The sequence below is a fragment of the Agrobacterium sp. AGB01 genome (assembly GCF_014851585.1).
In the GTDB taxonomy this organism is placed as follows: domain Bacteria; phylum Pseudomonadota; class Alphaproteobacteria; order Rhizobiales; family Rhizobiaceae; genus Agrobacterium.
This window is the reverse complement of record NZ_JACVAB010000010.1, coordinates 65,120-83,141: the sequence shown is the minus strand read 5'-3', so window position 1 is coordinate 83,141 and position 18,022 is coordinate 65,120. Positions and strand designations below refer to the sequence as shown.

Annotated in this window: 21 protein-coding genes and 1 tRNA gene; 14 read left to right on the top strand and 8 right to left on the bottom strand. The window is 54.5% G+C overall.

The genetic code is table 11. The features are described 5' to 3' along the window. Positions 1–45 precede the first annotated feature (45 nt). Positions 46–615: a nucleoside 2-deoxyribosyltransferase gene (locus tag IB237_RS25150; protein WP_192491486.1), complete on the bottom strand. Its 570-nt coding sequence runs from the start codon at positions 613–615 to the stop codon at positions 46–48. A gap of 176 nt (positions 616–791) precedes the next feature. Here IB237_RS25150 and IB237_RS25145 point away from each other — a divergent pair, with 176 nt between their 5' ends. The 4 genes from IB237_RS25145 (at position 792) to IB237_RS25130 (ending at position 5,134) form a co-directional block, all read left to right on the top strand. Next, positions 792–1,418 (top strand): ribonuclease D, encoded by a 627-nt coding sequence (locus IB237_RS25145; RefSeq protein WP_192491485.1) that lies wholly within the window; start codon positions 792–794, stop codon positions 1,416–1,418. 160 nt (positions 1,419–1,578) lie between these two features. Further along, positions 1,579–2,847 carry a hypothetical protein gene (locus IB237_RS25140; protein WP_192491484.1) on the top strand — a complete coding sequence of 423 codons (1,269 nt, stop codon included), beginning with the start codon at positions 1,579–1,581 and terminating at the stop codon, positions 2,845–2,847. Between the two features lie 48 nt (positions 2,848–2,895). Continuing rightward, entirely contained in the window at positions 2,896–3,207 is a 312-nt protein-coding gene (locus tag IB237_RS25135; RefSeq protein WP_192491574.1) for a hypothetical protein, read from the top strand. 319 nt (positions 3,208–3,526) lie between these two features. Then, the gene (locus tag IB237_RS25130; protein ID WP_192491483.1) at positions 3,527–5,134 is read left to right on the top strand and encodes a hypothetical protein; all 1,608 of its coding nucleotides are present in this window, start codon (positions 3,527–3,529) and stop codon (positions 5,132–5,134) included. A gap of 110 nt (positions 5,135–5,244) precedes the next feature. Here IB237_RS25130 and rpsA read toward each other — a convergent pair whose 3' ends face one another. Together rpsA and cmk are read right to left on the bottom strand one after the other, a co-directional pair. Beyond that, entirely contained in the window at positions 5,245–6,945 is a 1,701-nt protein-coding gene (gene rpsA, locus IB237_RS25125; protein WP_192491482.1) for a 30S ribosomal protein S1, read from the bottom strand. 164 nt (positions 6,946–7,109) lie between these two features. Next, a complete protein-coding gene (cmk, locus tag IB237_RS25120; protein ID WP_192491481.1) occupies positions 7,110–7,745 on the bottom strand; it encodes a (d)CMP kinase in 636 nt (211 codons plus the stop codon). A 226-nt stretch (positions 7,746–7,971) separates the two neighbouring features. Between cmk and IB237_RS25115 the strand changes: the two genes are divergently transcribed. Beyond that, positions 7,972–8,355, top strand: a complete 384-nt coding sequence (locus tag IB237_RS25115; protein ID WP_192491480.1) for a TIGR02300 family protein — start codon at positions 7,972–7,974, stop codon at positions 8,353–8,355. Between the two features lie 151 nt (positions 8,356–8,506). Beyond that, positions 8,507–8,582 (top strand) — tRNA-Ala (locus tag IB237_RS25110). A gap of 224 nt (positions 8,583–8,806) precedes the next feature. Here IB237_RS25110 and IB237_RS25105 read toward each other — a convergent pair. After that, the gene (locus tag IB237_RS25105) at positions 8,807–9,394 is read right to left on the bottom strand and encodes a hypothetical protein (RefSeq protein WP_192491479.1); all 588 of its coding nucleotides are present in this window, start codon (positions 9,392–9,394) and stop codon (positions 8,807–8,809) included. A gap of 279 nt (positions 9,395–9,673) precedes the next feature. Beyond that, positions 9,674–9,802 (bottom strand): hypothetical protein, encoded by a 129-nt coding sequence (locus IB237_RS26470; protein ID WP_256435733.1) that lies wholly within the window; start codon positions 9,800–9,802, stop codon positions 9,674–9,676. A gap of 272 nt (positions 9,803–10,074) precedes the next feature. On the opposite strand from IB237_RS26470, the gene IB237_RS25100 reads away from it, so the two are divergent. Continuing rightward, on the top strand, positions 10,075–10,689 hold the full coding sequence (locus IB237_RS25100; RefSeq protein WP_192491478.1) for a biliverdin-producing heme oxygenase: 615 nt from the start codon (positions 10,075–10,077) through the stop codon (positions 10,687–10,689). A 63-nt stretch (positions 10,690–10,752) separates the two neighbouring features. On the opposite strand, the gene IB237_RS25095 is transcribed toward IB237_RS25100, so the two are convergent. After that, positions 10,753–11,202: an HIT family protein gene (locus tag IB237_RS25095; protein WP_192491477.1), complete on the bottom strand. Its 450-nt coding sequence runs from the start codon at positions 11,200–11,202 to the stop codon at positions 10,753–10,755. Next, positions 11,199–11,783, bottom strand: a complete 585-nt coding sequence (locus IB237_RS25090) for a GNAT family N-acetyltransferase (RefSeq protein WP_192491476.1) — start codon at positions 11,781–11,783, stop codon at positions 11,199–11,201. The genes IB237_RS25095 and IB237_RS25090 overlap by 4 nt, the downstream gene beginning before the upstream one ends. Before the next feature lie 357 nt (positions 11,784–12,140). Between IB237_RS25090 and rutA the strand changes: the two genes are divergently transcribed. The 6 genes from rutA (at position 12,141) to IB237_RS25060 (ending at position 16,436) form a co-directional block, all read left to right on the top strand. Then, the gene (gene rutA / locus IB237_RS25085) at positions 12,141–13,232 is read left to right on the top strand and encodes a pyrimidine utilization protein A (RefSeq protein ID WP_192491475.1); all 1,092 of its coding nucleotides are present in this window, start codon (positions 12,141–12,143) and stop codon (positions 13,230–13,232) included. Beyond that, positions 13,229–13,969, top strand: a complete 741-nt coding sequence (gene rutB / locus IB237_RS25080) for a pyrimidine utilization protein B (protein ID WP_192491474.1) — start codon at positions 13,229–13,231, stop codon at positions 13,967–13,969. The genes rutA and rutB overlap by 4 nt, the downstream gene beginning before the upstream one ends. A gap of 35 nt (positions 13,970–14,004) precedes the next feature. Then, positions 14,005–14,394, top strand: coding sequence for a pyrimidine utilization protein C (gene rutC / locus IB237_RS25075; protein ID WP_192491473.1), 390 nt, complete (start codon positions 14,005–14,007; stop codon positions 14,392–14,394). A gap of 5 nt (positions 14,395–14,399) precedes the next feature. Continuing rightward, positions 14,400–15,221, top strand: coding sequence for a pyrimidine utilization protein D (rutD, locus tag IB237_RS25070; RefSeq protein ID WP_192491472.1), 822 nt, complete (start codon positions 14,400–14,402; stop codon positions 15,219–15,221). Next, the gene (locus tag IB237_RS25065; protein ID WP_192491471.1) at positions 15,205–15,795 is read left to right on the top strand and encodes a malonic semialdehyde reductase; all 591 of its coding nucleotides are present in this window, start codon (positions 15,205–15,207) and stop codon (positions 15,793–15,795) included. Before rutD ends, IB237_RS25065 begins: the two co-directional genes overlap by 17 nt. Positions 15,796–15,911: 116 nt before the next feature. Next, on the top strand, positions 15,912–16,436 hold the full coding sequence (locus IB237_RS25060; RefSeq protein WP_192491470.1) for a flavin reductase: 525 nt from the start codon (positions 15,912–15,914) through the stop codon (positions 16,434–16,436). A gap of 11 nt (positions 16,437–16,447) precedes the next feature. On the opposite strand, the gene IB237_RS25055 is transcribed toward IB237_RS25060, so the two are convergent. Continuing rightward, positions 16,448–16,900 carry an Lrp/AsnC family transcriptional regulator gene (locus IB237_RS25055; RefSeq protein WP_192491469.1) on the bottom strand — a complete coding sequence of 151 codons (453 nt, stop codon included), beginning with the start codon at positions 16,898–16,900 and terminating at the stop codon, positions 16,448–16,450. Between the two features lie 121 nt (positions 16,901–17,021). Between IB237_RS25055 and IB237_RS25050 the strand changes: the two genes are divergently transcribed. Further along, positions 17,022–18,017, top strand: a complete 996-nt coding sequence (locus IB237_RS25050; protein WP_246788301.1) for a nucleoside recognition domain-containing protein — start codon at positions 17,022–17,024, stop codon at positions 18,015–18,017. The last annotated feature ends 5 nt before the right edge of the window (positions 18,018–18,022 follow it).

Below are 18,022 nucleotides of genomic sequence, written 5' to 3'. Positions count from 1 at the left end.
GACTTTTGCCGTTTCCAACAAAAGTCCCGTTATCCGGTTCTGTTATTACAGAAGTTTTTCAGCGGCGACCTTCAGGCATTGTTTGAATGCGGTGAGGTCGGTGTAGATTTCGTCCGGTTTTGCATCACCGACAATCAGTGATCCGCCACGGCGCAAAATGCCACCGTGCAGCATCAGGTTGTCAGCCATGTCAAAGTTCTCGATCGACAGTCCGTCCGCGCCGCGATAACGGCCTTCGTCGTCCTGTGCGGCGATGCCGTGATAATGGTTCATGATGCGGGTGAAATGATTGTCCGCGACATTGGTGTAAGCGAAAACATGCTTGCCCAGTGCGCACATGAAACCCAGTTCGTAGGTCGTGCCGGTATCGGCTGCGATACCGCGAAACGGAGTGAGGTTGGCAATCACACCGTCGGCTTCAAGCATCATCTGCTCGTCGATGGCGTTGATGTTGCAGCCATGCTCAGTCTTGGTTGCTGCAGGCGGAATGGCGAGATCACCCGGTGAGAGCGGTATGAAACCGGCCTCACGGGCCAGTGCCGCTTTTCTGTCCAGCATTTCGCGCGCATTGGAGAGAAATACCTCCGGTCCGGCAAGATAAAGCTTTTTTGTCATGGAGTTTTTCGTCGCAATTGAGGGAAGAGAGCCAACCTATCGTGCGATGAAGCACGAAGGCAAGCCCAGGCTAGGTGATGAGTGTTGGCAATGGTGAAAATATATAAAAGCGGTATCGTCGCATCGCTGTTTCCGCTATAGCCGGAACGATGAAAAGATCAGGTCTGGAGCAGAAAATGGCGACGACAATCCGCTGTCACGAGGGTGATATCAGTGCAGAGGATGCGGCGCGTTATACCGGGGCAATCGCCATCGATACGGAAACGCTCGGTCTGGTTCCGCGCCGTGACCGACTATGTGTGGTACAACTTTCACCCGGTGACGGTTCGGCGGATGTTATTCGCATTGCGGCAGGGCAGACCGAAGCGCCGAACCTTGTGGCGATGCTGGCCGATCCGGCGCGTCAGAAGATCTTTCATTATGGCCGTTTTGATATTGCCGTGCTGTTCCACACCTTCGGGGTCACCTCTGCCCCAGTATTCTGCACCAAGATTGCGTCACGCCTGACCCGCACCTACACCGATCGGCATGGCCTGAAAGACAATCTAAAGGAAATGCTGGAGGTTGATATTTCCAAGGCGCAGCAGTCTTCCGACTGGGCGGCAGCCAAGCTGTCGCAGGCACAGCTTGAATACGCAGCTTCCGACGTTCTTTACCTGCATGCCTTGCGTGACAAGTTGAACGAGCGACTGGTGCGTGACGGGCGGGAGGACCATGCAACCGCCTGTTTCGCGTTCCTGCCAACTCGGGCGAAGCTTGACCTTCTTGGCTGGGAAGAGACTGATATTTTTGCCCATAGCTAAGGGCTGTACCGGAGCGTGAAGTCACTGCGTACTAACGCATCTGATAAGCTCTACGTTGCTTTAAGCGGGGTAGTTTTGGGGCCCGGCTTTTAAATCTTGCTTTACGATTGGTGCCTATCTTCGGCTGTGTTCTCTACAGGGATGCAGTCGGGATATTCGCATGCTGCCAGCATTACAGACAGGTTCCGGGATCATTGCATCCGATTTGATGCGTTCAATGCTTGAGGAAGCAGAAGAGCGGCGTCAGGAGCGTGAAAACGAGCTCAAGGGCCTGAAGAAGGATGATGCGGCTGAACAGAAGATCACGCATGATCCGGTCACTGCTGCTGCCAATCAAAAGATCAATGCCTATTTCTTCGGTAATCTGAAGCAGGAAGGCAACCAGATGGCCGCGTTGATTGGCCGGGTTTCGTCTGCGCTTGGCATTACGCAGGGCGTGGACGAAAGCGGTTTTTACTTTGCACGACGGTTGCAGGAAGCCGTCTCCTTCATGGAGATGGTACCAAAGTCAAATTCTTCCGGTGAGGCAACCGTGGTCAGCGCCTCTTCGCTGAACGTTGATGTCTCGACGATCATTTCCGTGATGGATGGTACCGCCCAGGAAAAAGGGCTGAAGCCGGATGCGGCGACGCAGTTGATTGCGCGACTGGCAATACAGGGCAATCTTTCCACTGATGATCCCGACGCATTTAATGAGCAGCTGACAGGTTATCTGACGGCAATGCGGGCAGGCCTGCCCGAAAACACCAGACAGTTTGAGGAAACAACCGGCCTGAAAGCCATGGGTGTTTCCATCAACGAATTGATTTCCGCTGTTGCCAGTCCCTATGGCGAGGCCGCGCAGAAGATAAAGGGCATACTGGACAAGCAGAGCAAGCTCGACCAGGGTATGACGCTTGAAATGCGCAAGGTGATCCAGCGTCTGGAAGATGTTGCCGATCCCAAGTCGCTTGAAGAGTTGCAACAGGAAAAGACCAAACGCGAACCGACCGAGGTGAATGACACCGAAGTGCAGCTTGAGCGTGAAGCCGATATCGAGCAGCGCCAGCACGCGCAAAAGCTGGATGATGTTATCGACATGCATGAGGCCGTTCGTGAGGGCCTGGAACAGGCGAAGAACGGTAAGGACGGCGACGACACAGGCAATACTGAGGCTGCCGCTGCCGCCCAGATGATCCAGCTTTTGTCGGCCGGACTGTCGGTCGAGAAAACAACCACTGCTGATAATGACAATGAGGCGGACTCTGCGGAAGAGGAGTCATCGGGCTCGTCTGACAATAATGATGCTGAAAAGACGGGTCTGGATGAGCAGGCGGCTGATTATGCTGACGCTCTCGATGCCGTGCAGGATGGAAAAAGCGACGCGCCTTTCTGGGTCAGCGTGGATGACAACGGATTATACGAATTGCTCAAGCGCAATGCAGCGTGATTGGGCCATTCGCAGATGCCATGAACGAAACATGATGTGAGTTCTGTAATGCCTGACATTCTGGATATGCTTCAAGCTGATAACAGCCCGACCACCGGCAACATGATGGATGTCGTGGCACCGTCAATGGCCGCTGCCCCGTTTTCGGTTGACGAATATTCGATCACCCCGCTTGATGAAATGGAAGACATGCGCCCCAAGGCGCGGGTTCGCCTTTACCCCAAGGCCAGTTGGCTCGATGCGCTGTTGCCGCAGCAGCCGACTATGGCTGACAGCGTGGAGCCGCCAAAGGCCAGCATTTCGTCTGTCAATTCCGACGATAACGGCCTTTACCGAATGTTTGTCGGCGTCTCGCCTTAAGAGTGGCAGCTCTAAAGCTACAGCCAGCGGTTTATGGTTAGCGAATTATTAAGTTTTTCAACGCATCCTTACATCAGTGATTCTTTATATTCACAAAGCGCCTGCTGTGAATTCGCAGGCGTGTCCCATGGTTGGAAACGGTTCGATTTTTTCATCTGAAAAGGGCGACGCTGGCCGGGACACCCGCATGAGCGGTCATGAATTTTACCGTCCGTGCGGCTTTGTTTCGATGGAACGTAACCATCGATACGCTCATTCAGCAAGCACAGACGCAAGGTCATTTGTTGCGGGTAGTCTCTCAACCTGAATGGAGCGCGTCATGCTTACGCCTGTCCGTGCAGTTGCGAATACGGATATCTCGTTTAACAGCTACACCAGCCAGCAGCAGGGCGGTGCGGCCAGCACAATGACGCCCAATAGCGGGGCTTCCAGCAATGTTGCCCCACAGGAAAATACCAATCTTGGCCGCGCCAGCGTTTTGGCGCTGTCCGGTCAGTTGCAGTTATCGCAAAGTGTGACAGTGCTGGCTGAGGCGCTGGGACGTATGCTCAATATTCCGCGCAAGGACGCCGAGAGTGTTGATGATTACGCCAATCGCCTTGTCCAGGCCATTCGCGGTCTGTCTTCCAGCGAGCGTGAAGTGCTGAACCAGCAACTTGCCAAGGTCTTGCAGGGACTGACCTTGAAGATCATTGCCGAGGTTTTAAAAAATCCGGCAGGTCCGGATGCTGCGCGGCTTGCTGTTCTCTTGGAAATGACCCGATATAAGGGTGATATGGCGGCCAAGGCCGTCGTATCGTCTTATCGCCAGAATACCGGCAATGATCTTATTGCAGCATTGCCGGTCAAAGATCAGGCTGCAGGTCAATCACAACAGCCTCGTCCTGCCACCATGCAAGGGCCGCCGACACAGGCTGAGGCTGCCGGCGCAAAGGCGGCAGAGCAGGCGCAAAAAGCGTCGTTGTCGGCCGTAGTTGTTCCACTTGATGATACCGTTGATGACGCAAAGACGGGAGGACGCCACGGTGTTGCCGCAGCTGCGTCTGCGAGTACTTCTGCTGCACCAACGAAACAGGATACTGCAGCGTCATCAACTGGTGCCAAACCGGCCGTGATCAATGCAGCTGGACCGGCCTCGCAGCAAGAAGATGTCGCGGACGATAATCCTGCAAAGGTGGCAACCCGCAACATCAATGAAGCTGCGGCAACAAAGAGAGAGAAATCGTCGTCCGAGCCATTGGTTTCCCGTGACGAACGCGCTCTGCCGCGAGCGCATGTTGATGGCCGCGCGGCTGAAACCGCCAAAAATGCTGAAGCGGGCGGGCGCGTGGATCCGAAGGGCACACTGACCAAAACGGATTTGGAAAACCTGTTGCTGACATCGCTTGCGGGGCAGAAGTTGCCGCAGCGGGCGGAAGGGTCTTCTACCTATCTCGCCGCTATTTCGCAGATGCTGGAAAGCACACAGCAGGACACCGGCAAACCGGGTGTTGCGGCCAATGCGGCGGCATTTGCCGCTTCCTCATCGGATCCTGAAACGCCACTGCCTGCCGCACGTCATGGTGCTGACGGCGTGCCGCAGGGTCTGGGCTTGGCAGATGCCAAAGCCGCACTTGAACAACCATTTCTGCAATCAGCTCTTGCTAGTCTGAGCAAGGAAGGTCTGGGTATGCCCTTTGTGGCCAATCCGCAGGCCAAGGATGAGCCGGATTCTTCGTCTCCGCATCGCGGTCGGTGGCCGTCTTCCAGTGATGACGGTGAGGAAGGGCAGCAAGATGCTCACGCGCAAGGCGATGAGGGGCAATCCCCGGATGAACAAACCGAGGCTGAGCAGAATACCGATGAGACAGTTGATGATCATGGCACTGTAGCCAGCGATAGCGAGAGTGCTGAAGCCTATTATTTACGTATGGGCGGATTGGCCTGAAGCATCGGCCACCTTCGACATGATACTGTTATGCGATAGCCAATAAAAAACCCGCCGAATGGTTCGGCGGGTTCTTTGTTTCTAACGCTTTCTGACGAAAGCCGTAACGATTACTCGCTGCGGTTCTTCAGAGCTGCGCCGAGGATGTCGCCGAGCGAAGCGCCGCTGTCGGACGAACCGAACTGTGCAACAGCTTCCTTCTCTTCTGCGATTTCCAGAGCCTTGATCGAAAGCATGACCTTGCGGTCCTTCTTCGAGAAGTTGACGACGCGAGCGTCGACAGTCTGGCCAACCGAGAAACGCTCAGGGCGCTGATCGTCACGGTCGCGAGCAAGGTCAGCACGGCGGATGAAGGAAGTCAGGTCTTCGTGGTTGACCAGCTTCACTTCGATGCCACCTTCGTTAACGGCAGTGATTTCAGCCGAAACGACAGCGTTCTTGCGCAGGTCGCCGGACGAAGCAGCTTCGCCAACAGCGTCCTTGCCGAGCTGCTTGATGCCGAGCGAAATACGCTCCTTCTCGACGTCTACATCCAGAACGACAGCCTTTACGACATCGCCCTTGTTGTATTCTTCGATAACCTGTTCGCCTGGACGGTTCCAGTCGAGGTCAGACAGGTGCACCATGCCATCAACGTCGCCTTCGAGGCCGATGAACAGGCCGAATTCGGTCTTGTTCTTGACTTCGCCTTCGACTTCAGTGCCGGCTGGGTGGTTGTAGGCAAATGCCTGCCATGGGTTCTCGAGGGTCTGCTTGAGACCGAGCGAGATACGGCGCTTGGACGGATCAACTTCGAGAACGACAACGTCAACTTCCTGGCTTGTGGACAGGATCTTGCCGGGGTGTACGTTCTTCTTGGTCCAGGACATTTCGGAAATGTGGATCAGGCCTTCGATGCCCGGCTCCAGCTCAACAAATGCACCGTAGTCGGTGATGTTGGTGACGGTACCGGAGATCTTCTTACCAACTGGGTACTTGGCGGAGATGCCATCCCATGGATCCGACTCGAGCTGCTTCATGCCGAGCGAGATACGGTGGGTTTCCTGGTTGATACGGATGATCTGAACCTTGACCTGCTGGCCAATGTTGAGGATTTCCGAAGGATGGTTGACGCGGCGCCATGCCATGTCGGTGACGTGCAGCAGGCCGTCGATGCCGCCGAGGTCAACGAACGCACCGTAATCGGTGATGTTCTTGACGACACCGTCAACAACCTGGCCTTCTTCGAGGTTCTGAACGATTTCAGAACGCTGCTCGGCGCGGGACTCTTCGAGAACCGTACGACGCGATACAACGATGTTGCCACGGCGCTTGTCCATCTTGAGGATTTCGAACGGCTGTGGGTTGTGCATCAGTGGAGTAACGTCGCGGATCGGACGAATGTCGACCTGCGAACGTGGAAGGAAGGCAACAGCGCCGTCCAGATCGACGGTGAAACCACCCTTGACCTGGTTGAAGATAACGCCTTCGACGCGTTCGCCAGCTTCGAACTTGGCTTCGAGCTTGACCCAGCTCTCTTCGCGGCGAGCCTTCTCGCGCGACAGAACTGCTTCGCCCAGAGCGTTTTCGATGCGCTCAACGTAAACTTCGACTTCGTCGCCGACCTTGAGCGAGCCGTCCTTGGACTTGGCGCCGAATTCCTTCAGCGGTACGCGGCCTTCAACCTTGAGGCCGACGTCAACGATTGCAACGTCCTTTTCGATGGCCGTTACGATACCCTTGGCAACATAGCCTTCGGCGAGATCGTTGGAAGCGAAGGATTCTTCGAGGAGGGCTGCGAAATCCTCCCGCGTGGGGTTTGCTACTGACATGAAATCTCCTGAATGTGCCCCGTTAAGGACACATGAGCGCCGGTGTTGGTGTTGATCACACCCGAAAATCACATCCGCCTTCAAAGAAGGCTATTCGGCGCGGGGACGCGTTTCGGGTCATTACCGTGAAATGAGAAACCGGATGATCCGGTTCCGCCGTCACGTCAATTCTTTTGCAAGGCTGCGTCTATAATGGTTTTCGCGGCCTTAAACGCGGCTTCTATACTCATTTCTGTCGTATCAAGCAAGTGCGCGTCTTCAGCAGGTTTCAAAGGGCTGTCGGCGCGGCCCATGTCGCGTTCGTCGCGCTTTTTCACATCGTCAAAAATGGCGTCGTAATCTGCTGCCGCGCCATTGGCCAAAATTTCGTCGTAACGGCGTTTTGCCCGGACCTCTGCCGAGGCTGTCACATAAATCTTCACTGGTGCGGCGGGGCAGACAACAGTGCCGATGTCGCGACCATCCAGCACGGTTCCCGGCTGCTTTGTCGCAAACTTGCGCTGTGCCTCAACCAGTGCACGGCGCACAGCTGGCATAACGGCAACCTTGGATGCAGCCTCGCCAATTTCATGGCGCGACAATACGGAGCGGTCGAGCCCGCTGAGATCCAGGTTCAAGGCAACCCTCTCGGCAACCGCCTCATCATCCAGCGGCAGGTTGGCATCGAGCAGGGCCTTTGCTGTGGCACGGTAGGTGAGGCCAGTATCGAGATGATGGAACCCGTATGTTTCTGCAATGCGGCGCGAAAGAGTGCCCTTGCCTGCTGCGGCCGGTCCGTCGATGGCAATGGTAAAGGTCATGCTGCAGTTATCCTGATGGCATTTTGTCTGTTGAGGGGGCGATATCATAAAGAAGGCTTGCATTCATCCCGTTCGTGCCGAAAACTTGTCGATGATGCGGTAATTGAAGTTTATCTTTGACAGGAAACACTGCAACGATTATGGGGACCGGCTAGAAATTTTATCGTCTACTGCCGGAACCACGGCGTACAGACCGAACTCATTCAAAAAAATTGAGGCTTTGACAGTGGCAAAAGCGGAACTTGGAACCAAGCGCGTAGACCCGGATACCGGCAAGAAGTTCTACGACCTCAACCGTGACCCGATCGTTTCTCCTTACACCGGCAAGTCCTGGCCGCTGTCCTTCTTCGAGGAAAGCACAGCAGCAGCCAAGCTGGAGCAGGCAGAAGAAGAGGATGTGGCAGAAGTCGATACCGAAAACACGGAAGTCGAACTTGTGTCGCTGGAAGATGCTGATGGCGACAACAGCGGCGATGACATTCCAGATATCGGTGACGATGACGTCGAGTTGGACGACGACGACGACACATTCCTCGAAGCCGACGAAGATGATGACGATGACGATATGTCCGGCATCATCGGTGTGACTGGCGACGACGAAGAAGTCTGATCCTGTTGATAAATCACCCGATGACAGAAAAATGTCATCGGGTGAATTTTTTGGCTTGCCATCTTCCAACAGCGGAAGTAATAAGCCGCCACCGAACGGAAACAAACCGCTTCGGTTTCCCGGAACCGGATGAAAAACCGGAACCCTTGATGGGGCTATAGCTCAGCTGGGAGAGCGCTTGCATGGCATGCAAGAGGTCAGCGGTTCGATCCCGCTTAGCTCCACCAAATCTTCCCAGTGAAATGCAGGCATTACAAACTTAACTGATTTTGTGGACTCTCGAACTATGAATCGGGAAGCGCGGCGTAGCAATTTCGGGTTTATGCCCCTAGTCATAACGACCGGGGTGCGGTGCAGTCTGGTATATCATCACCGCCCAGGCAGCGCATTGACACGTGCCAGTCATCTACAAATTCCGTGAGGGGGCTGAAACCGCCAGCGCTTAGTCGAACTAGAGTTCGAAAGGGTCATCCGAGGCTTTGACTTGCGGGTCACCAGCGAAGGGGTCTTCTTCTTTTTGTTTTTGGTTCTTTTTGGTGATGAGTTGACTGGTTACGTCCTGACAGGCAAGCATCTCATTTATTGCCTTAGAAGAGCCCCGCAACCTCAATGAGGTAATCTCCTTGCCTGCGTAATAGGCGCTAACCCCGAGCTTCCTGCTAAACTCCTGGGCAAAATTTGTGTTCTGAGTGTTGATGTGCAAATGGCGAATCGTGTCGATCTCTATCACCGAGGCGGTCGCTTCCCATGGGGATTCCTTGTCGAATTGAATTCGGATCGGGTAATCCTTTCCAACCTCCAGAGATTTCCATTTCGCGTTGCCAAGTGAAAAATAGAGCCTGCCCGTATTGCCTAAAAAGTTAAACCCCAGTCGGAGAATTGTACCGTCTTCGTAACTGGTAGAGACGTAACAGGCATTACCCATGGAGGGGTCCATGCGGATCGTCCAATTCCCGACGTCTTTCCAAAGGATGGTTTCGGATCGAGCGGGCAAAGCCGCCATACAGACGATCATTACAGCGGAGAGAACAGTTCTCATGAGACCACCAGCGCGATTGTGTCAGGGTGCCTTATTTGCTCATGGGCTGAGATAACTGTCGAGTCGGTTCGATAAATTCCGACAACTAGGGTAAACATCTCGAATGATGTTTACCCGGATTCGTTGAAATGAAAGCGTTTTTGGGTGATGGAGGATAGGTAGGGAAACTGGAGGTAAGCATGACCTCCTGCATGGCATGCAAGAGGTCAGCGGTTCGATTTCGCTTAGCTCAACCAAATCTTCCCAGGCGAACTTCAAAACTTCTCGATATAAAGAAAATCAATGCGCGATCGTGTACAGCATGATGCCAACCGGCATGGCTGTGATGACGATGGCAGCCAGCATTTTTGTGCAGATTCGAAATGCAAGATTTTTGCGGGCTTTCCGCGTGTCCCATTCGTACGTCACAAGCGTCCTCCCTTATATTTTATTGGTGTGACGGCATGCTGTCTTCTGCGAGACCCAATCTAGCTTTGGTCCCCCGACCGGGTCTCGCAAGGCCACATAGGCGGTGTGACCGGGCGGGAATGTGCGATTTGCAATGTGAATGCAGGATGAACGCCAAAAACGGGTGAGAAACGTCTCTGCAACCGCATGCGGGTTTGCCTTTTATTCTAAATGGAGTAATAGGCTCATGATTTATTGCGTTGCGGAACACGCTTATTTGAGAGGGACACCTTATGGACATCACGCAGGCAGCTGCCGCTGGGCAGGAAAAAGAAGCAAGCCGCACCAAGCGCATGAAGGCTGCGACCCGTGAAGCGCATGAGGTCCTCGACAAGTTCATTACCGGTGCAGCACCTTTTGCCAGCCGCGAAAATTTCGGCAAGTTTGTGCAGACGCAGTATCTTTTCCACCGCGATCTGGATGCATTTTTCTACAATGAAAAGCTGGATGGCATGTTGCCGGACCTATTGGGTCGCCGCCGTCTTGACTTTATCAGGCAGGATCTAGCCGATCTTGGGCTTGAAGTTCCTGTGCCATCTGCTGAGCCACGTTTCGCCAAGGGTGGTGCATTTGATCTGCCGGAAGCCATGGGTTGGCTGTATGTGGTCGAGGGTTCCAATCTCGGCGCCGCCTTCCTTTTGAAGGATGCTGCCAAACTTGGCTTGAACGAGGAATTCGGCGCACGTCACCTGGCTGGTGCGCCAGAGGGGCGTGGACTGCATTGGCGTACATTTACCGCAGCGCTCGATGAGATCGCGCTGACCGAGGAAGAAGAAGAGCGCGCAGTTGCTGCAGCGTCGGATGCATTCCGCGCTGTGCATGCTTATGCTGTTGAAAAGCTCGGCTGATTTGGACTGAAGAATTCTGATGTTTGAAAGGGCGGGATTTCCCGCCCTTTTGCTATCTGGGTCTCAGACCGTCTGATATTTCTGCTCCAGATAGGCCCGAAGCTTGTCCTTGAGGTCTTTATATTCATCACCGGATGATGAGGGGGAATCGCTCCAGGAGTATCCCATGCAGGCCGGCCGCTGACGTTTGCCATCGGCCTCTGTCGCATAGCGTGGCATAATGTGTGCGTGCAGGGCGGGTTCGGTATTGCCCCATATTTCGTAATTGACGCGGTCGCTGCCAGTCACCGCGAGTAATGCGTCGCCGACCATAGCCATGTCATGAAGGAATTCCATTCGCTGTCTGGCGTCGAGTACGTTGAGGCTGGGAACAACTGGGTCGGCCAGCAGTAGACAATATCCGGGAAGTGGCTGCACATCGCCAATCACCAGCCATCCGGAGGTCAGGCGGGAAATAACAAACGGGTTTGTACCGGCGCGCGCCATGGTCACCCGTTCTTCGATGAGGTTCATCGATTACTCCTCGCATCTTGGGCGTTTGAGGTCTGCCATTCGGATTTCAGCATGGCGTAGATGAACTCATCACCCCAGGTGTCGTTGAACCGGTCATTCTGGATGAGGTGCGCTTCCTTGCGCATCTTCAGCCGCTCAACGACGCCAATCGATCCATGATTGAGTGTGTCTAGACGGGCAAAAATGCGGTGATAGCCGAGCTGGTCGAATCCCAGATCAATGATCGCGCGCACAGCCTCCGTTGCATATCCCTTACCGGCAAAGGCGGGGTTGAAGATGTAGCCGACTTCCGCCTGCAAGGCAGCTTTGTTGGCAATTTTCAAAAGAACTTCACCGATCAGAGCACCGTCCTGGGACCGCGTCACGGCCAGACGCAGCGTGTCACCATCATTTGCAAAAGGTGCTGACAGCACTGCTTCAAACTGGGCTTTCAGCGCTTCTGCCGCAGGTGGTGCGGTGTAGAGGAAGCGATAGACATCAGCGCGTGTGTGATAGGCGCTGTAGGCGGCCAGATCATCTCTGGCGAATTGTCGCAATGTCAGGCGTTCGGTACGGATGGGCGGATGGGGTGTGGCGTTCATTGATACTCGCATGCAATAAATGTCAGACGCTATCTGGGTGCTGCGAATGAAGCAAACAAGTGCACGTCCTGCAGGCGCGTTGTTGAGGCTTGCATCACCAGCTTTTAAGCGCCGGATTTCTACGCTTATTGAGTAGCGGCGGACTGGTTTCTGATGGATGCCTAAATAATGGCCTCGGGCGATTTATTGGGCGGAAATATTTTATCAAATGATAAAAATTTTATCTTCTGATAAAAAATCTGAAATACCAATTGTCCAAATTATTGAAATATATTGATTTTATAATCTGGCACGGAACCTGCTTCTCTTTTGTCAAGAATTCTCGCCCTTGAGGCATTGGCACAGGAGAGTGTTGACATGGAAATCGGCGTTTTCATTCCTATCGGTAACAATGGCTGGCTGCTGTCTGAAAATGCGCCGCAGTACAAACCGACTTTTGAGCTGAACAAGGAAATTACGCTCAAGGCCGAAAAATACGGCCTCGATTTCGTGCTGTCGATGATCAAGCTGCGCGGGTTTGGCGGCAAGACGGAATTCTGGGATCACAATCTGGAATCCTTCACGCTGATGTCCGGTCTCGCTGCGGTCACAACGAAGATCAAACTGTTTGCGACGGCAGCAACGCTGGTCATGCCACCGGCGATCGTCGCACGCATGGCCTCGACCATCGACAGCATTTCCAATGGCCGTTTTGGTCTCAATCTGGTTACGGGTTGGCAGAGGCCGGAATATTCCCAGATGGGCATGTGGCCGGGCGATGAATATTTCTCCAAACGGTATGACTATCTCGGCGAATACGCCACCGTGCTGCGGGAGTTGTGGGAAAATGGCCAGAGTGACTTCAAGGGTGACTACTTCAAGATGGAGGATTGCCGTCTCAGCCCGCGTCCACAGGCTGACATGAAGGTCATCTGTGCTGGTTCATCCAATGCCGGCATGGAATTTTCCGCCAAATATGCCGATTACAATTTCTGCTTTGGTGTTGGCGTTAACACTCCCACCGCTTTTGCACCTGCCGCTGAACGTTTGATAGAAGCGACCGCCAAGACTGGCCGTGATGTGTCATCCTTTGTGCTGTTCATGGTGATTGCCGATGAAACTGATGAGGCCGCTCGCGCCAAGTGGGAACATTACAAGGCCGGTGCTGATCAGGAGGCCATTTCCTGGCTCGGTTTGCAGGGGGCTGCCGATACCAAATCCGGCTCCGATACCAATATTCGGCAGATGGCCGACCCGGTCTCTGCCGTGAATATCAACATGGGCACGCTGGTCGGGTCCTATGAGACGGTGGCCAGGATGCTGGATGAGGTTCCAACCGTGCCGGGGACCGGCGGAGTGTTGCTGACCTTCGATGACTTTGTGAAGGGCGTTGAGGATTTTGGCACCAAAATCCAGCCGCTAATGAAATGCCGCCAGCACATCAAGCCTGCACTGGAGGCTGCAGAATGAGTGAGCCCGTCGTTGCAGGATATGTCGCCCCAAAAAGCCGCACACAAAGTGTAACGCTGCCGGCGCGACCAGAGCCGATCACACTCAAGCCATCGGAAACCGCTGTCGTGGTGGTGGACATGCAAAATGCCTATTCAACCGAAGGCGGTTATGTCGATCTGGCCGGTTTTGATATTTCCGGTGCCAAATCCACCATTGCCAATATTGGCAAAACGCTGGATGCGGCGCGGGCTGCCGGGGTGCAGGTGATCTATTTCCAGAATGGTTGGGACAAGGACTATGTCGAGGCGGGTGGCCCGGGTTCTCCCAACTGGCACAAGTCCAATGCCCTGAAAACCATGCGGGCGCGGCCGGATCTGCAGGGCAAGTTACTGGCCAAAGGCACCTGGGACTACGCCATTGTCGACGAGCTGCAACCCCAGCCGGGCGACATCCTTGTGCCAAAGACCCGTTACAGCGGATTCTTCAACACCAATATGGACAGCGTGCTGCGGTCAAGGGGCATTCGCAACCTGGTTTTCGTCGGCATTGCCACCAATGTTTGTGTTGAATCGTCGCTCCGAGATGCGTTCCACCTCGAATATTTCGGGGTGATGCTGGAAGACGCCACCCATCATCTCGGCCCTGACTTCATTCAGCAGGCCACGGTCTACAACATCGAAAAGTTTTTCGGCTGGGTCGCGACGGTCAATGATTTCTGCGCCGTCATTTCGCAGGCTGCACCGGAAAACGCCTAAACTTCGTCATCACCTGTTCCAAGAGGAGAATTGAAATGCCGAAATCGATTATTGTCCCGGAAGGCACCCAGAAGCCGATTGCTCCCTATTCACCCGGCACTCTTGCTGATGGCGTTGTTTATGTGTCCGGCACCCTGCCTTTCGACAAGAACAACGATGTTGTGCATGTGGGCGATGCCGGCGCGCAGACGCGCCATGTGCTGGAAACCATCAAGTCGGTGATTGAGACAGCCGGTGGCACCATGGACGATGTGACGATGAACCATATCTTCATCACCGACTGGGCAAATTATCAGGCCGTCAACACGGTCTATGCCGAATATTTCCCGGGTGACAAACCGGCCCGCTATTGCATTCAGTGCGGCCTGGTCAAACCAGATGCGCTGGTGGAAATTGCAACCGTTGCCCATATTGGTGGGAAATAGGCCCGATGTATTTCGAGGTTCACGGCCAACAGGGCGCTCATGTCGAAACGATCCTCCTGTCTTCCGGACTGGGGGGATCAGGCAGCTATTGGGCACCACAGATAGATGATCTTGCCGAACATTTCCGCGTTGTGACCTATGATCATCGTGGTACGGGTCGCACCGGCGGAGAGGTGCCCGAACAGGGCGGTATTTCCGCCATGGTTGATGATGTGCTGCAGATTGCCGATGCATTGAAGCTGACGCGGTTTCATTTCATGGGGCATGCGCTGGGCGGTCTTATTGGACTTGAGCTGGCACTGCGCCAGCCTGGCATGATTGACAAGCTTCTGCTGATCAATGCGTGGAGCAAAGCGGATCCGCATTCGGGCCGGTGTTTCGATGCGCGTATTTCGCTTCTGGAAAATTCCGGTGTCGAGGCGTTTGTGAAAGCGCAGCCGCTCTTTCTCTATCCAGCCGTGTGGATGAGTGAACATGCGGAGCGAATGGCTGCAGATGAAGCGCACGGCATCGCCCATTTTCAGGGCAAGGCCAATGTGTTGCGGCGCATTGCGGCACTGCGGGCATTCGATATCGATGACCGACTTGGTGCGATCGACACTGAGACCTGGGTGACCGCGACAAAAGATGATCTGCTTGTGCCCTACACGCGCTCTATAAGGCTTGCCGATGGCTTGCCCAACGCCAAGCTTTTGCTTACCGACTTCGGTGCCCATGCGGTCAACATCACCGAAGCGACACGCTTCAATAAGGATATGCTGGCTTTCCTGTTGCAGGATAAAGCAGCAATCAAAACGGAAACGGAACGTCATGACATTGCCACTTGATAGCAACGCGCTGGCTGCGCTGTTTACCGAAGCACGGACCCATAATGGCTGGAGCGATCAGCCGGTGACCGATGCGGAACTGCAAAAAATTTACGAACTGACACGCATGGGGCCAACATCGGCCAATTGCTCGCCAGCGCGCTTTGTGTTCGTGCGCTCGGCTGAGGCTAAGGAAAAGCTGCGTCCGGCCTTGTCTTCGGGCAATCTGGAAAAGACCATGGCAGCACCGGTCACGGTGATCGCCGCAATCGATGAGCAGTTCTTTGAGAAACTGCCGGAACTCTTCCCGCATGCGGATGCAAAGTCCTGGTTTACCTCGAGCCCTGCCGTTGCAGAGGAAACCGCCTTCCGCAATGGAACCTTGCAGGCAGGTTATCTCATCCTGGCGGCGCGTAGTCTGGGATTGGATACGGGGCCGATGTCCGGTTTCGACAAGGCAAAGGTCGATGAGACATTTTTTGCCGGGACAAGCTGGAAATCCAACTTCTTGATCAATCTCGGCCACGGTGATCCTTCGAAATTGTTCGGCCGATTGCCGCGCCTGTCTTTTGAAGAGGCATGCATGCTGGCGTGATCGTACAGCGTCGCTGCGCTCGTTTCCGACGGTACTGGCGCAGCGATTTTCAAAATTGAAATCAGGTCCTTTGAAATACGATTTCGGGCCTGTTGTTGTGAAAGCAGGATGAACCGATGCAGGCACAAATTCTGACCGTGACCACGCAGGATACAACACCATCTTCGGCTGAGCACAGTTTGGCATTTCGCAATGCCATGTCGCATCTGGCCGCAGCGGTTAATATCGTGACAACAGACGGGGAAGGGGGCATGGCTGGCTTTGCCGCAACGGCGGTGTGCAGCGTCTCAGACAATCCTCCAACCATGTTGGTCTGCATCAACCGGGCCTCGTCCGCCCATTCCTCGGTTATCAAAAACCGCGTTGTCTGCATCAACACGCTGACGTCGGAGCATCAGACCCTCAGTGCGTTGTTTGGCGGAAAAACACCGATGGCGGAACGTTTCGCAGCCGGTGTCTGGTCACGGCTTGAAACTGGATCACCGGTGCTTGACGGTGCCATGGTTTCGCTGGATTGCGTGGTGCGTGACATTCATGATGGTGGCACCCACGATATATTGATCTGCGATGTGCAATGCATTCGCCATAACGGTCAAGGTGAAGCGCTGCTCTATTTCAACCGCAGTTACCGGACGCTGTAACCCAGCGTCCTTTAGAGACGGATGGCGGTTTCTTCTTTTGCCGTGCGGATGACGACCATAGTGAAGAACCTTGCGACATTGGTTTGATCCCGAAACAGCCGCTCACAGAGTGCATCGAACTCTTCCATATCGCGCAGTCGCAACATCAGCACGACATCCGCTTCACCGGTAACGGCATAGGCCTGTGTCACGGCGGTCTCCGCAGATGCAAGATCCAGAAACCGGCGCATATGCTGTTCGCCATGCAGTTTTAGCTCAACCGTCACCCATGCCTTGATGCCACGTCCGGCTTTCGAGGGATTGAGGATCGCCACGATGCGATCGATGATCCCCGATTTGTGGAGGCGCTGCACCCGCCGCAGGCAGCTGGACGGCGAAAGACCCACCTCGTCGGCCATCTCGACATTGGTCCGTGATGCATCGCGTTGCATGAGGTTGAGTAGTTTCTGATCGATCTTGTCCATGCTGGCAGCATAAGGCTCATAAAAATGGATTTGCAATAAAATTGCACGAAGTTGCAATCTTTGACCAAAAATTCGAATGGTCCTGCGGTAGCAGATCAAGGCACAGTCAAAGGAGCCTCTGATGCAGCCACTGCTATCAACCTTCATGCTAAAAACGCGCGATACCATCGACATTTATTGGCTGCTTGTCCGGATTACCGTTCCCATCGCCATTCTGACGGAGCTTCTATCGCGCATGGGGGTGATCGAGGCGGTCGCACCGGCCTTTTCCCCTGTGATGAGCCTGGTTGGCCTGCCCAATGAACTTGGTCTGGCATGGCTGACGGCAATGCTGGTCGGGATCTGGGGCGCGGTGCCGCTTATTTTTGCGCTTGTTCCGGTCTCGTCGCTGACTGTCGCGGATATCACCGTCTTCTCAGCGTTGATCCTGTTTGCGCACGGTCTGCCTATCGAGCAGAAGATTATCCAGAAGGCTGGTCCTGGCATGGTTGCCACCACCGTGCTACGTGTTGCAGGCGGTCTGCTCTACGCGTTTCTTCTGCATCATGTTTTGCAGGCCATGGACTGGCTGTCGGCTCCGGTCAATCCGGCCTGGATCCCGCTCAGCGTCACGCCGCTATGGAGCGAATATTTCTGGAGCCTTGGCGAAACCATGGTCTTGATGTTCGTCATCCTTTTTGCGCTGTTCTGGGCACTTGAACTGCTGAAAGTGACGGGGGTGATGGCATGGATGATGAAAGCCCTTGAGCCGGTGTTGCGGCTTGCCGGTATCCGAGGCGAGGCAGGCCATCTGACGGCTGTCGGACTATTCCTTGGAATTTCTTATGGTGCCGGCTTGCTGATCCGTGAGGCCCGGTCGGGAACGGTATCTCCGCGTCAGATCTTTTTGTCCTGCGTTTTTATGGGTTTCGCGCATAGTGTGATCGAGGATACGCTGATCATGATTTCGCTTGGTGCTGACGTTTACGGCATTCTTGTTGGGCGCGTGGTGTTTGCGGTGGTGGTAACGGCGATGATTGCGGCGGTGCTTCGTCGCCTGTCGGATGAACAGTTTTTTGCGCAGATGTTCAGGATGCAAAGCGGTGAGGTGCAAAGCCAATCGCTGCCAATACAATGAAAGGT